The 15,415-nt window shown below is 40.2% G+C and carries 12 protein-coding genes; all 12 read right to left on the bottom strand.

Annotated elements, in window-relative coordinates:
* Positions 1 to 363 precede the first annotated feature (363 nt).
* Positions 364 to 1,791 carry an Asp-tRNA(Asn)/Glu-tRNA(Gln) amidotransferase subunit GatB gene (gene gatB, locus M3182_RS06645; RefSeq protein WP_251430642.1) on the bottom strand — a complete coding sequence of 476 codons (1,428 nt, stop codon included), beginning with the start codon at positions 1,789 to 1,791 and terminating at the stop codon, positions 364 to 366.
* A gap of 15 nt (positions 1,792 to 1,806) precedes the next feature.
* Entirely contained in the window at positions 1,807 to 3,264 is a 1,458-nt protein-coding gene (gene gatA / locus M3182_RS06640; RefSeq protein WP_251430639.1) for an Asp-tRNA(Asn)/Glu-tRNA(Gln) amidotransferase subunit GatA, read from the bottom strand.
* A gap of 12 nt (positions 3,265 to 3,276) precedes the next feature.
* Entirely contained in the window at positions 3,277 to 3,567 is a 291-nt protein-coding gene (gene gatC / locus M3182_RS06635; RefSeq protein ID WP_251430636.1) for an Asp-tRNA(Asn)/Glu-tRNA(Gln) amidotransferase subunit GatC, read from the bottom strand.
* A gap of 387 nt (positions 3,568 to 3,954) precedes the next feature.
* Positions 3,955 to 4,404 carry a YueI family protein gene (locus tag M3182_RS06630; protein ID WP_251557474.1) on the bottom strand — a complete coding sequence of 150 codons (450 nt, stop codon included), beginning with the start codon at positions 4,402 to 4,404 and terminating at the stop codon, positions 3,955 to 3,957.
* 304 nt (positions 4,405 to 4,708) lie between these two features.
* Positions 4,709 to 5,992, bottom strand: a complete 1,284-nt coding sequence (gene aceA, locus M3182_RS06625; RefSeq protein ID WP_251557473.1) for an isocitrate lyase — start codon at positions 5,990 to 5,992, stop codon at positions 4,709 to 4,711.
* A 294-nt stretch (positions 5,993 to 6,286) separates the two neighbouring features.
* A complete protein-coding gene (locus M3182_RS06620; protein WP_251557472.1) occupies positions 6,287 to 6,439 on the bottom strand; it encodes a hypothetical protein in 153 nt (50 codons plus the stop codon).
* A gap of 483 nt (positions 6,440 to 6,922) precedes the next feature.
* Positions 6,923 to 10,405, bottom strand: coding sequence for a pyruvate carboxylase (pyc, locus tag M3182_RS06615; protein ID WP_251430627.1), 3,483 nt, complete (start codon positions 10,403 to 10,405; stop codon positions 6,923 to 6,925).
* 455 nt (positions 10,406 to 10,860) lie between these two features.
* The gene (gene pruA / locus M3182_RS06610) at positions 10,861 to 12,408 is read right to left on the bottom strand and encodes an L-glutamate gamma-semialdehyde dehydrogenase (protein WP_251557471.1); all 1,548 of its coding nucleotides are present in this window, start codon (positions 12,406 to 12,408) and stop codon (positions 10,861 to 10,863) included.
* 150 nt (positions 12,409 to 12,558) lie between these two features.
* A complete protein-coding gene (locus tag M3182_RS06605; RefSeq protein ID WP_251557470.1) occupies positions 12,559 to 13,527 on the bottom strand; it encodes a nuclease-related domain-containing protein in 969 nt (322 codons plus the stop codon).
* Positions 13,528 to 13,676: 149 nt separating this feature from the next.
* On the bottom strand, positions 13,677 to 13,928 hold the full coding sequence (locus tag M3182_RS06600) for a hypothetical protein (protein ID WP_251557469.1): 252 nt from the start codon (positions 13,926 to 13,928) through the stop codon (positions 13,677 to 13,679).
* Positions 13,929 to 13,945: 17 nt separating this feature from the next.
* Positions 13,946 to 14,134 (bottom strand): hypothetical protein, encoded by a 189-nt coding sequence (locus M3182_RS06595; RefSeq protein WP_251557468.1) that lies wholly within the window; start codon positions 14,132 to 14,134, stop codon positions 13,946 to 13,948.
* A gap of 82 nt (positions 14,135 to 14,216) precedes the next feature.
* Positions 14,217 to 15,398, bottom strand: coding sequence for a CamS family sex pheromone protein (locus M3182_RS06590; RefSeq protein WP_251557467.1), 1,182 nt, complete (start codon positions 15,396 to 15,398; stop codon positions 14,217 to 14,219).
* Positions 15,399 to 15,415 lie beyond the last annotated feature (17 nt).

Here is a 15,415-nt window from a genome sequence, read left to right as displayed (position 1 = left end):
ATTATTTTATGCATAAACAAGTCTTTGTTGTACATATATCTTATCACATACAACAAAAATAAACAATAATAATTATAATTTAGTAATGATTATAGATAGTGATAATCATTATCGGTTAGCTTAATCCTGTTTCGTCATTCTACTTGTCGAAACAAACGGGTAATTCTCTTTTCCTGGGAAATTTCTGTCGAGTCGTTACGGAAAAGGGAGAATCATCTTCTAAGCAAATGACTTGTAGAATTCTTTCTGTCGTTAAAATCAGGTTATGGTTTGATTTAAGAGCTTTATAATACGTTAAACATTGAAAAACTTTTAAAACCAAAATAAAAAAGCCGACGGAGTCATCCGTCAGCTTATAATTATTTACCTTTTATTTAATTCTTCAACTAATAACTTGTTTACTAATGGTGGATTTGCTTGTCCTTTAGTAGCTTTCATCACTTGACCAACAAAGAAGCCTTTTGCTTTTTGGTTTCCACCTTTATAGTCTTCTAACGGTTTCGGATTAGCATCAATGATTTCATTAATGATTTTTACCAGTTCGCCTTCATCCGAAATCTGAACTAGACCCTTTTCTTTCACGATTGTCTCGGCATCACCGCCGTTTTCAATCAATTCTTTGAAAACTGTTTTAGCGATTTTAGAAGAAATCGTTCCATCTGCTATTAGCTTGATCATACCCGCTAACCCTTCAGGTGTTAAAGGTACATCATGTAGTTCTTTGCCTTCAGCATTTAAGTAACCAGACACATCGCCCATTACCCAGTTTGATGCTTGCTTGGCTTCCGCTCCAGCCTGAACGACTGCTTCAAAGAAATCAGACATTTCCTTTGTCACTGTCAGGACATTTGCGTCATAAGCAGGCAAACCAAGCTCTTCAATATAACGCTTTTTACGTGCGTCAGGTAGTTCAGGAATTTCTGCACGTACTCTTGCCTTCCACTCTTCATCAATATAAAGGTCGGTTAAATCAGGCTCAGGAAAATAACGATAATCATCCGATCCTTCTTTCACACGCATTAAAACTGTTGTGCTAGTTGCTTCATCAAAGCGGCGTGTTTCTTGTTCGATTTTTCCACCTTCACGTAAAATCTCTGCTTGACGCTTCACTTCATATTCTAGACCTTTACGAACAAAGTTAAAGGAGTTGAGGTTTTTCAACTCTGTTTTCGTCCCAAACTCTTTCTGTCCAACCGGACGAAGAGAAATATTGGCATCGCAACGGAGCGATCCCTCTTCCATTTTACAGTCAGACACACCAGTATATTGAATGATGGATTTTAACTTTTCTAAGTAGGCATACGCTTCCTCAGGAGAACGGATATCTGGCTCAGAAACAATCTCCACAAGCGGTGTTCCTTGACGATTGTAATCAACTAAAGAATACCCATTCCCATGCGTTAACTTACCCGCGTCTTCTTCCATGTGAATCCGAGTAATTCCAATTTTCTTCTTTTCTCCATTTACTTCGATTTCAATCCATCCATGCTCACCGATTGGCTTATCGAACTGAGAAATTTGGTAAGCCTTTGGATTGTCTGGATAAAAGTAGTTTTTGCGATCAAACTTTGTTTCGGTCGCAACCTCACAATTTAAAGCCATGCACGCTTTCATCGCATAATCGACCGCTTTTTTATTCATTACAGGTAAAACGCCAGGATAGCCTAGGTCGATGACGGTTGTATTTGTATTTGGCTCGGCCCCAAAATGATTTGGACTGCTTGAAAAGATTTTTGAATCTGTTTTTAGTTCAACATGGACTTCAAGTCCAATCACGGTTTCAAATTCCATTGTTTCTCTCACCCCTTACAATTGTGGTTTTTGTTTATGGAAATCCGTTGACTGCTCAAATGCATGAGCAACCTTGTACACGGTACTTTCATCAAAATGCTTGCCAATAATTTGCAATCCTAATGGCAACCCATCTGCAAATCCGCACGGTACAGAGATACCTGGTACCCCTGCAAGGTTAACTGGAATCGTTAGAATATCGTTCACGTACATCGTCATTGGATCGGCAAGGTTTTCACCAATTTTAAAAGCTGGTGTAGGAGTTGTCGGTCCAATAATGACATCGTATTTTTGGAAAATATCATCAAAGTCTTTTTTAATTAACGTTCGAACTTTTTGAGCTTTTTTATAGTAAGCATCATAATATCCAGAGCTTAATGCAAACGTACCGAGCATAATCCGACGCTTCACTTCATCGCCAAATCCTTCTGCACGTGTCTTTTTATACATGTCCAAAAGGTTTTGTGCATCTGGTGAACGGTAACCATAACGAACACCGTCAAAACGCGAAAGGTTTGCAGATGCTTCTGAAGATGATAATAAGTAATAGGTAGCAAGTGCGTATTTTGAATGTGGAAGCGATACTTCTTCCCAAGTTGCCCCAAGTTTTTCTAACTCTTTCAATGCATGAAAAACAGACTGGCGAACGACCTCGTCCACTCCTTCACCGAGGTACTCCTTCGGAACCGCAATTCTCAACCCTTTAATATCCCCGTTCAAGGCGCCCACATAATTCGGGATTTGAACGTTTACAGACGTTGAGTCCATTTCATCATGACCTGCAATGGCTTCTAAAAGATAGGCATTATCCTCTACCGTTCTGGTCACTGGTCCAATTTGGTCCAAGGAAGAAGCAAAGGCAACCAATCCAAAACGTGAAACAAGGCCATAAGTTGGCTTCATGCCGACAACACCACAGAATGAAGCCGGTTGGCGAATCGACCCGCCTGTATCAGAACCTAAAGAGAACAATACTTCTCCCGCAGCAACTGAAGCAGCTGAACCCCCTGAAGATCCTCCTGGCACTCGATCAAGATTCCACGGATTCCGCGTTTCTTTAAAACCGGAGTTCTCTGTTGAGGACCCCATCGCAAACTCATCCATATTTAACTTACCAATTGTCACCGTCTCAGCCTGGTGAAGTTTCCCCATCACGGTTGCATCATATATCGGGTCAAAGTTATCAAGAATTTTACTCGCACAAGTCGTGCGCAAATTTTTGGTTACGATATTGTCCTTAATCCCGATTGGCATTCCAAATAACAGACCTTTCTTGTCTGCTTGTCCGATTTTTTCATCTAATGCTTTTGCTTTTGCACGTGCTCTTTCTTCATCTAATGTAAGAAAAGCTTGTACTTGATCTTCCACCTCGTTAATTCGTTTAAAAGAAGTGTCAACTAAGTCCGTAACGCTAATTTCTTTTTTATGTAAAAGTTCGTGAAGATCTGATACTTTATGATCAAATAAACTCATGGCTTCTCCTCCTTACTCAATAATCGGTGGTACTTTAATTTGACCGTCCTGATGATCAGGAGCATTTTTTAGTACTTGTTCATTTGGAAGCCCCGGTTTTGCAATGTCCTCACGCAAGACATTTTTCAAGTCGAGGACATGGGATGTTGGTTCAATATTTTCAGTGTCTATTTCGTTCAATTGTTCAGCATAGGTAATGATTTTATCAAGCTGTTGAGTTAGTCGAGTTGCTTCCTCTTCAGTGATAGCCAATCTTGCTAAATTGGCAACATGCTTTACCTGTTCAGTTGAGATTCTTGACATAAATTGCCACCTCCTCGAAAATTCGCACAATAAGCAATAATACTGATAATATCAGACTTTTCCACACTAAAGCAATACGCTCGCCTTGATTTACGCCATTTTACCCGATGACCCACCTCACTATACGCTTAACAAAAGTCCAAAACGAAATGACAGTTGAAAAATCCATTTTTCAACTGACTGTTTATAAAGATTATTGTTAAAATCTTATAACCGATTTTAACGCAATAGTAGCCATTTTGTATGGTTAAATGAGGTTTGTAAGCTCTTTGACCCTAACTATGATCTTGTACAATTTAGTCATTCAGTGTATCTATTTTCAAAAGCAAAAAAGTTCTTTTCACAAAGAACCCTGACTTTTTTTCGTAAGTCAGGGTTCTTTGCTTTTTATTTTTTCTGGAATAAGTTTTTTACAAAAGAAAAAAGTCCGTTTTTATCAGCGGGGGCTTCTTCGAAAATAGGTTTATTCTGTTTTGATAAAGTAATGTCTTCTTTATCAATTGCATAATCATAAGCGAGCACAAGCCCATACTCTGAATCATGCTCTTTATTGGTGACCACTTTATATGCCACGTTCATCTTTTCTGCAAGTGCAATATATTTTGAATAGTAGGTGTAGTTCATATTGCCATTCAGAAAAATCTGGGCAGAGCTGTTATCCTTTAATAACTGCATAAACTCAGGTTCAATCTGCTCTCTCCTGACTTCTGCTTTTGTTAGCACAACTACAACTCGTTCACGTATAGTTCCTAGAAACCGGCGCCGTTCATCTGGCTTTATTTCCTTTGCCCCGTGAATACCTTGTTGTAAGTAATCATCCACATTTTGCTTGACCATTCGTTCACCCCCTATATCCTTCATTATTATGTATGATGAAGACGTCAAACAGTGCCACTACATTCTCGATTATCTCTCTAAATTTTAACCCAAATAAGGAACAAATGCGAAAACGGCTGTTTAGCGTGGCTGCAAACCGCATAGCGCTTGTGCTTTATTGTTAACTTTCGTTCGTTTTTGGGGCTATAATTTTAAAATTGCCTCAACTGTAAAAAAAAATCCTCCCCCCAAAAATGGGAGAAGGAAAAAAGGAGATATATAGGTGAAAAATCACAACATGGTGACGGTGAAAACTAATTAATAATTACTTAGAAGCGCTAAATTGCTCTTCTTCCGTTGAACCCTTAAGTGCAGTTGTGGAAGAAGTACCGCCAGTAATAACCATTGAAACTTCATCAAAGTAGCCTGTTCCAACTTCACGCTGATGTCTTGTTGCAGTATAGCCATATTGCTCGCTATCAAATTCAGCTTGTTGAAGCTTAGAGTAAGCAGCCATACCATGATCCTTGTAACCACGAGCTAATTCGAACATGCTGTGGTTCAACGCATGGAAACCTGCAAGTGTAACGAATTGGAACTTGTAACCCATCTTACCAAGTTCTCTTTGGAACTTTTCGATGGTTTCATCGTCCAACTTCTTCTTCCAGTTGAAAGATGGAGAGCAGTTGTAAGCTAGTAGTTTACCTGGGAATTTCTCATGGATAGCCTCAGCAAAACGTCTAGCTTCCTCAAGATTTGGTTCAGAAGTTTCACACCAGATTAAATCTGCGTATGGAGCATATGCTAAACCACGAGCAATTGCTTGATCTAAGCCTGCTTTTGTACGGAAGAAGCCTTCCGGCGTACGATCACCAGTGATAAATGGTGCATCGTATGGATCAACATCGCTTGTGATCAGGTCAGCTGCGTTCGCATCTGTACGAGCAATAACAAGCGTCGGCGTTCCCATTACATCTGCTGCAAGACGAGCAGAAATTAAATTACGTACTGCTGTTTGAGTTGGAAGTAATACTTTTCCACCTAAGTGTCCACATTTCTTCTCAGAGGACAGCTGATCTTCAAAGTGTACGCCTGATGCTCCAGCTTCAATCATGCCTTTCATTAATTCAAAAACATTCAACTGACCACCAAAACCTGCTTCCGCATCCGCAACAATTGGTGCATACCAATCAATTGAGTCATCACCTTCAGAATGTGTAATTTGATCCGCACGTTGAAGAGCCTGATTAATGCGCTTTACGACAGATGGAACACTGTTTGCTGGATATAAACTTTGGTCAGGATACATATGTCCAGAAAGGTTTGCATCTGCTGCTACTTGCCAACCACTTAAGTAAATTGCTTTTAAACCTGCTTTTACTTGTTGTACAGCCTGATTACCTGTCAGTGCACCTAGTGCATTCACAAAGTCTTCTTCGTTCACAAGCTTCCAAAGTTTCTCTGCGCCACGGCATGCAAGCGTATATTCAATGTCAATCGACCCACGAAGTTTGATGACATCTTCAGCAGAATACGGTCTTTCAATTCCTTTCCAACGAGAATCCATTTCCCAGCTTTCTTGTAATTGTTTTGCTCTTGAATCAGTCATTTTCCATTCCTCCTAACAAAATATCAATCTATAATTTTTGGTTAAAAGAAAGATATTCTTCTAACCAATCAACCTAGCACGTTCTCGTTGTTATACTACAGGTAAATCATTAACTATTTGTATTATACAACAGCTAAATGAATTTGCAACCGTTTTGATAAACTTTTTTGAATATTCATTCGACAATTATTTGCATTGGGTAAAAAATTCAGTCTATTTGTCTTATATTCTAATAAGCTTCAAACATTTAAGCGGATTTAATGGTGAAGGTTTATAAGCGAGGTGATTCCCAATTCAGCCGTGCATAACCGCTGCTGGCGCAATCGACTTTCTTTCTCCAAAATAGGCCGACAGAACTCCTTTATGTGTCCTTTCTTGCTTGGTTTCCCTCTCAGCGGGTACATAGAACTTCTCTATGTGGCCGCTCCGGATTGGTTTCTCTCTCATTGGGCACGTAGAACTCCCTTACGTGAACGGTCCTACTTGGTTTCTCTCTCGACGGGCACGTAGAACTCCCTTACGCGTCCGCCCCGACTTGGTTTCTCTCTCGGTGGGCGCATAGAACTTCCTTACGTGACCGCTCCGACTTGGTTTCTCTCTCGGCGGGCACATAGAACTCCCTTACGTGACCGCTCCTGCCTTTTTTCTCTCCAGACGGGCACATAGAACACCCTTACGTGACTGCTCCTGCCTTTTTTCTCTCCAGACGGGCACATAGAACTCCCTTACGTGACCGCTCCTGCCTTTTTTCTCTCCGGACGGGCAACAGACCGTTCCGGTACGGCAATTTGCCTCATTCCAATTCATTACAACTAAACCATATGCCTCCTTCTGTTCAATAACACCTAGAAATAATACCCAGTAACATCAAGATTCCCCAATAAATACAAAAAACGCGCAAGGGATTTTCCCTTGCGCGTCACCATATTTTTAAATTGTCAAAACGTCCTCAGCTTTAGAGGCTACTGCTTGCTCTTGTTTATCAAGCTCGATTAATAAATCACCTGAAGCGATTGAGTCTCCGTTCTGTACGTAGATTTCTTTTACGACACCAGAGAATGGCGCTTGGATGGTTGTTTCCATCTTCATCGCTTCCGTAATCATTAAATGGTCTCCTTGCGAAACGCTGTCGCCTTTTTCAACCAAGACTTTAATGACTGTTCCAGGCATCGTTCCCGCAATATGCTGTTCATTTTTTGGATCTGCTTTTACTTTTGAAGTAACCGCCGATTTCACGCTTTCATCCTTAATGATGACTTCACGCTGTTGACCGTTTAGTTCGAAATAAATAGTTCGCGTTCCATCAGCATGCGCCTGTCCAATCGAAACAAGTCTCACAATCAATGTTTTTCCTGTTTCAATTTCTACTTCCACTTCTTCCCCAATTCTCATTCCATAGAAGAAGGTTGGTGTATCAAGTTTTGAAATATCGCCAAACTGATCTACTTTCTTCGCATAATCTAGGAACACTTTCGGATACAATGCATAGGCGATGACGTCGTGGTCGGTTACTTGACGACCAAGTTCCTTGTACAGTTGGTCACGAAGTGCTTGGAAGTCCACATCTTCTAAAAGCTCCCCTGGTCGCACTGTAATTGGTTCTTTCCCTTTTAAAATAACCTTTTGTAGTTCCTGTGGGAAACCGCCAACAGGCTGACCTAAATAACCTTCAAACAGTTCAATCACCGAATCAGGGAAATCGATTTTATCTCCCTTTTCAAGAACTTCTTGTTCTGTTAAATCATTCTGAACCATAAATAAAGCCATGTCTCCAACGACTTTAGAAGAAGGAGTTACTTTTACAATATCACCGAACATTAAATTCACACGGCGATACATTTCTTTTACTTCCTCCCAACGGTCGCCAAGTCCAACTGCTTTTGCTTGTTGTTGCAGGTTACTATATTGGCCACCAGGCATCTCGTGCTGGTATACCTCAGGATGCGGTGCTGTTAAGCCACTCTCAAAGTCTTGATAAAAATGACGTACACCTTCCCAATATTTTGTGACTTGCTCCAATGAATCAATATTGAGGGATGGCTCACGCTCAGTTCCTTTTAATGCATAGTACAGTGAATTTGCACTCGGTTGTGAAGTCATTCCAGCCATTGAGCTTGCGGCTACATCAACAATGTCTACGCCAGCGTCAATAGCTTTTGCATACGTATAAATTCCATTACCGCTTGTATCATGCGTGTGCAAGTGAATAGGAATATCAACAGTATCTTTCAACTCAGAAATCAAACGATAAGCAGCTTGTGGCTTTAATAAACCAGCCATGTCCTTAATTCCTAGGATGTGAGCGCCTTGATTCTCAAGTTCTTTAGCCATGTCTTTATAATACTGAATACTATATTTCGGACGAGACGAGTCATCAATATCCCCTGTATAACAAATGGAAGCCTCAGCAATTTTCCCAGTTTGGCGCACAGCAGCAATCGCTGTTTCCATTCCCTGTACCCAGTTCAAACTGTCAAAGATACGGAATACATCAATACCTGCATCTGCTGATTGTTTAACGAACTCTTGAATCACATTGTCAGGATAATTTTTATATCCAACGGCATTAGAAGCACGAAGCAACATTTGGAACAATACATTTGGAACTTGCTGACGTAACTGAATCAGGCGCTTCCATGGATCTTCACTTAAGAAACGGTATGATACATCAAAGGTCGCCCCGCCCCACATTTCAAGTGAAAATAAGTCTGGTAATAATTTAGAAGTCGGCTCAGCAATATGAAGTAAATCATTTGTCCGCATACGTGTTGCGAGCAACGATTGGTGAGCATCACGGAAGGTTGTATCTGTTAAAAGTACTTCCTTACGAGATTTCACCCATTCCGCTAGACCTCGTGCACCTTGCTCGTCTAAAATTTGCTTTGTACCCGCTGGCGCTGCTGCTAAATGATCCACTTTCGGAACCGGTGGGTGGTCAAATGCAGGCTTTTTCTTCTTTTCGATTCCTGGGAAACCATTAACCGTGACATTTCCAATGTAATTAAGCATTTTCGTTCCGCGGTCTTTGCGGATCGGAAAAATAAATAATTCTGGTGTGCTATCAATGAACGACGTGTCATATTTTCCTGTAATAAATTTCTCGTGTTGCATTACATTTTCTAAAAATGGGATATTCGTTTTAATTCCACGAATCCGGAACTCTTTTAAGTTACGTAACATTTTAGAAGCAGCTTGTTCAAAAGTCATTGCATGTGTCGATACTTTTACAAGGAGGGAATCGTAATACGGTGTAATGACCGCCCCTTGGAAACCATTACCGGCATCCAAACGTACTCCGAAACCTCCACCTGAACGGTAAGCCATAATCTTTCCTGTATCTGGCATAAAGTCGTTTAGTGGATCTTCAGTTGTTACGCGCGATTGAATCGCATATCCATGCGTAAAAATATCCTTTTGTTCCGGAATACCTACTTTCTCACTATGCAAACCATGGCCTTGAGCAATCAAAATTTGTGATTGAACAATATCAATCCCTGTGACCATCTCAGTGATGGTATGCTCTACTTGAACACGAGGATTTACTTCAATAAAGTAAAACTCGTCGCCTGAAACTAAAAACTCAACCGTCCCAGCGTTTAAATAATCAACATTTTTCATTAACTGAACTGCTGCATCATTAATATCGTTCCGTAACTTTTCAGTAAGGGAAACGGACGGTGCAACTTCAACCACTTTTTGATGACGTCGTTGAACAGAACAATCACGCTCATAGAGGTGCACAATATTTCCATCGTGGTCTCCGAGAATTTGCACTTCAATGTGTTTAGGGTTTTGCACGAGCTTTTCTACGTAAACTTCGTCATTCCCAAAGGCTGCCTTCGCTTCGGATTTTGCACGATCATATGCTTCTGTTACATCTTCTAGCTTGTTAACAATCCGCATACCACGGCCGCCGCCCCCAAGAGAGGCCTTGATGATAATTGGGAATCCAAACTGTTTTCCAAACGAAATGACTTCTTCGACTGAAGAAACAGGTCCGTCCGTACCTGGAATAACAGGGATATTCGCAAGTTGTGCCTGTGTTCTTGCTTTCACCTTGTCACCGAACATATCTAAATGCTTTGACTTCGGACCAATGAAAATGATTCCTTCTTCCTCACATCTTCTTGCAAACCCAATATTTTCGGAAAGAAATCCGTAACCAGGGTGAATCGCATCAACTTCAGCTTGTTTCGCAACTCGAATAATGTCCTCAATATCCAAATAGGCATCAATTGGCTTTTTGCCTTCACCAACAAGGTATGCTTCATCCGCCTTGTAACGATGATAAGATCCTAAATCTTCTTTTGAATAAATCGCGACTGTGCGAATATGTAGCTCTGTACATGCGCGAAAAACCCGTATCGCAATTTCTCCACGGTTAGCAACTAATACTTTATTAATCTTCTTCATATACTTCCGCCTTTCTACAAATATATCATTTTAAAATAGGAGATTTTCTGAAATGATTTGAGGGAAATTTAAGCAGACTCCCGTTCTTTTAGAAAAAAAGAAACTATGTTGGCCTTATGTCATCTAGTAATAAACAAGTGCTGTAGTTCAAATTCTTGCGATGTGTTTTTTTATGACATAAAATTTTATATAAGGTCTATTATATTTTAATTGAGCGGATGATTCAATATTTTAATAACTTTCAGACTTCAACTTATAACAAAAAACGAGTTGATTTATCTAAACGAGGCACTGCCCCGTAACGTCTGAAAGCTATTCTATAAGCTAAAATAAATTGTCATGATCCGTTTAGTGCGAGTTACTTTATTGTAAAAAAAAAATATTATCACAAGCAAATGAACTTACTTAATAAAAATGCCAAAAAGGAGACTGTCAACAGCCTCCTTTCTTTTATACTAATACGATTCAGAAGTGGTTTTTGCCTGTAAATGAAGGAGTAAATAATCCGGTCCGCCTGCTTTGCTATCCGTTCCAGACATGTTAAAGCCTCCAAATGGTTGGTAACCGACAATCGCGCCGGTACAACCACGATTAAAATAGAGATTCCCCACGTGGAAATCTTCTCTCGCCTGTTGAATTTTATCTCGATTTCTCGTGATGACCGCTCCGGTTAAACCGTATTCAGTTCGATTCGCGAATTGGAGTGCTTCGTCGTAATTTTTCGCTTTGGAGAATCCAACTACTGGACCGAAAATTTCTTCCTGCATGATTCTTGCCTCGGGATCGACATCAGCAAATACAGTCGGCTGGATAAAGTAACCTTTCGACTGATCCCCGGTTCCACCGGCAACTAGGCGTCCCTCGCTTTTTCCAATCTCGATATAATCCAAAATCTTGCTAAAAGCACTTTGGTCTATCACTGGTCCCATGAACGTCTCACGGTTTGTTGGGTCCCCTACCTGCAATGCTTTCGTTAATTCTACAACTCTAGCTAAAACTTGATCATACACACTTTCAACGACAATAGCCCTAGAACATGCCGAGCATTTCTGCCCTGAAAACCCAAACGACGAGGCAACAATTGACTGAGCCGCCAGTTCTAAATCCGCCTCATCATCTACAACAATCGTATCTTTGCCACCCATTTCCGCAATCACACGCTTCAGCCAAATTTGACCTTCATTCACTCTTGCCGCTCTTTCGTTAATCCGCACGCCAACTTCGCGGGATCCGGTAAACGAGATAAAACGCGTATCTTTGTGATCAACGAGGTAATCACCAATTTCCGATCCGCTACCAGGGATATAATTGAGTACGCCTTTTGGCAATCCTGCCTCTTGTAAAACTTCCACAAACTTTGCTGCCACAATGACAGTATTGGAAGCTGGTTTTAATAAGGCTGTATTTCCTGCAACGATCGCTGCCACGGTTGTTCCAGCCATAATGGCCAACGGAAAATTCCACGGTGGGATAATTACCCCAACTCCGAGGGGAATATATTCAAATCGGTTAAATTCGTTTGGACGACTTTGGATTGGAACGCCGTTTTTAAGTTCTAACATTTGCCGCGCATAGTACTCGAGGAAATCAATCGCCTCAGCTGTGTCAGCGTCCGCTTCTCGCCACGGTTTACCAGCTTCTTTCGTCAACAAAGCAGAAAACTCATGCTTCCGGCGCCGAAGAATAGCCGCTGCTTTAAATAAAACATCCGCTCGTAATTCAGGTTTCGTTTTTCTCCATGTTTTAAATGCCTCTAAAGCGGCTTGCATTGCTTTTTCAGCCAATTCCTTATTTGCCTTTGAAACGCGTCCAATGATTTCACTTTTATTCGCTGGATTATAGGAGACAATCTTTTCATCCGTCGTTACTTGTTCGCCATCAATCAAAAGATCATAGTCTCTACCTAAATACCCTTCGACCGTTCGCAAACCTTCTTGGTAGGCCAATTGATTCTTTTCAACCGAGAAATCTGTAAAAGGCTCATGATGATAAGGCTGAACCACTTAATCCCCTCCTGTTAAAGTAGAAGCGTTTCCTTTCTGATTTTCAGTGTAGCATGGGACAAATTTATAGTTCAAAGACGAATTAGGATTAGTCTGAAAGACCCCGAAGATATACTCGTTATTTTCGTTTATTAAAAGAAGAGTAGAGGACTAGTCCGAAAGACTCGGGTGATAAATCCGATGTCTTCGGTGACCATTAGAGGGAAAATTAGTTTTATTGAGGAGCCTTGTAGTAAAAATTACCGAGGGTAGCTGGAGAAACTCACGAATATGAGCATTTTTAAAAGGCACATTATGTAGAAGGATATAATCATGAATGGAGCCAAGATAAGCTGTTTTTGATTGGTGAGTACATTGCCTACAGTTCCAGTTTGCTTTTTCCCATTTCATTGATAGATCATTGCAATTCGGACAGCGTACGCCTTTAAAAATGTCTTGAGTGGCTATCGAATATTGTTCACAAACATCTTGATTAAGCGGTTGGTGGCACTGGAGCAAATAGTCTTTTACCCTATTTAAGTGTGTTGTAGTTAAGAGTTGTTTTTTATAGGTAGTCTCCATTTCCGAAATACGAAAAATGAGGTTATTCGCACTCATGACTTCTTTAAAAACCGACTCTCCTCCCGGGTTTGTTCTGAGAATAGTAGCGGGATTGCTGATTACAACTAGATGCTCTAATGGAAATGAGTTTGGTAACAAACTAGATAACAACCCCTTAAGTTGGTATTTTTGTCTTTTCACTTGAGCAATTGGATCTGAAATAGCCTCCTCTTTTCCATTTACAATTTTGAATACTTGTTTGGAATGTTGGTCAAAAAACAATTCCCCGAAGAGGTTCTTTATTTCAATAAGCAGTGCATATTGAGGAGAAAGAAGGAGTGTGTCGATTTGAAAATAGGTTGCTTTATATGGAAGGCGTAGCGCATGGAAAATGAGATAATCCTCATCTGGCAGCAGGTTGGTATGGTAATCGACATCTAACTCTCCTTTATAACCTGCTTTACGCCGTGAAAAGTCTCGTTCTATTTCCAGTCGAGATTGGTGGGTTGCTGATAGCCTGTACATCAAAGCTTGTAATTTTCGTATCGTGAGTGGGACCTGTCTAGGTTTTACAATCAACTAGTATAACCTCCTTTTTTATCGTAGAAGATATTCGTACTATTGGAGGCGGTTACCTGCCTGGATTTGTTTAGAGTTATGAACAAATTTTGTCTATTTCATTTTATTTCTTACTTCGACTGATCTTTCTATAAATTCTACTATTATTTTTAAAAAACCCCTGCTATTTTCTTTTTCCTTTGTTCTATTATCAGAGATCCCCCTGTTATTTTCACTTTCCTACGCTCTATTTTCAGAATTCCTCCTCTATTTTCAGAAACACCCTTTCTATTTTCACTTTCCTTTGTTCTAATTTCACAATTCCTCTTTCTATTTTCACCGCATGATTTTATTTTCACTTTTACCTCCTCTATTTTCAGAAACACCCTTTCTATTTTCACTTTTCTTTGTTCTATTATCATAATTTCTCTTTCTATTTTCACCGCATGATTTTATTTTCACTTTTACCTTCTCTATTTTCAGAAACACCCTTCCTATTTTCACTTTCCACTGTTCTATTTTCACAATTCCTCTTTCTATTTTCACCGCATGATTTTATTTTCACTTTTTCCTCCTCTATTTTCAGAAACACCCCTGCTATTTTCACTTTCCTACGTTCTATTTTCACAAGACTCTATCCTATTTTCACCACACCACTTATGAAAACACCAAGCCAACAAAAAAAGAGCCCGCAGGCTCCACAAATAAAATTACTGATAAACATGTACAAATGGTTCGTCTTGGTTTGGATTTTTTACGATGAGTGCTTCTTGTCCGTAAACGGAAGAAACATTTACTTCAACCGCTACGTACCCTGGGAAGTGTTCCATCACTAAGCCCGTTACATATTGCGTGAAGCCAATGGCTTCAGATTTTCCGTAAAATTGGATCGGGATGTCGATGCTTAAACTTTGAAGCTGGTCATCCAAGTAAAATCCTGTACCAACGACTCCATTAAAGTTAGGGAAGTATTCTTCTACATCTTGTTTAAAGTTTTGGAACCATGTCATGTCTTCTCGGTGATCGTTTTCCGCAGTATTGGACGGGAATAACACATAACCTTCATTTACTTTTTCCCAACCGTTGATTTTACTGCTTCCCTTTCCTACTTCAGCAAAAGCAAAGAAGTTCCCCGGTACAATCGACGATTTCGTCTTCTGTTCAAACAAAGCAATGGTAATCGGCACATTTTTCAATTCATCCATTTTCCGTAGACGGTTGACAACTTCTTGTGCGATTTCTTTTCCCTTTTGTTCTAATTCAGAGTGAGAGATCTTTGTTTCATACGTTGCCCCGTATGCTTCTTTTTGATAATAGTGAACCGAGTTCATTGCCAAGCCGATGACAACTCCACCTAGTTTATAGGTACCTTCTTTCCCATCGACTGCTTCAAGATAATTATGTTCAAGGATGTGAGCAAGATAAATCGGATTCTCTTCGTTTCGTTTATCAATGTCCCCACCACCAGGGTCAACTGGGTTTAAACCAAGGTTCTCTGCTTCTTCCATGTCACGCTCTTTTAGTTGATCCTTCGTATATTTACGGTTTAACCAAGAGATGACGGTACTGCTATCCAAATACTGTCCTTCACGAAAAACGTATTTGTTTGTATCAAACGTATTTTTAGCGATGCGCATGAGCCCTGTTTCAAACTCATAGATATCGTATCGCGTATTTAGATTATTAACGACCAACCCGCGTGCTTCCCCAGGCTCAAAGGGCATAAACGTACGGTAATAGTCTTCCGAAATTTTATATTTTGGGATAATCGCTTTTTCATTCGTTTCTTCTTCTTTCTCATGAACAATTTGGTCCTCTTGTTCAAAATTAGGAGCACATGCTGCAAGAAATAAGACGATAGAAAACGTGATTCCCATAAAAAGCTTCTTCATGCCGTTTTCACCTCATT

Source organism: Mesobacillus maritimus (genome assembly GCF_023715205.1).
In the GTDB taxonomy this organism is placed as follows: domain Bacteria; phylum Bacillota; class Bacilli; order Bacillales; family Cytobacillaceae; genus Mesobacillus_B; species Mesobacillus_B maritimus_C.
This window is presented reverse-complemented; position numbering and strand designations above follow the sequence as displayed.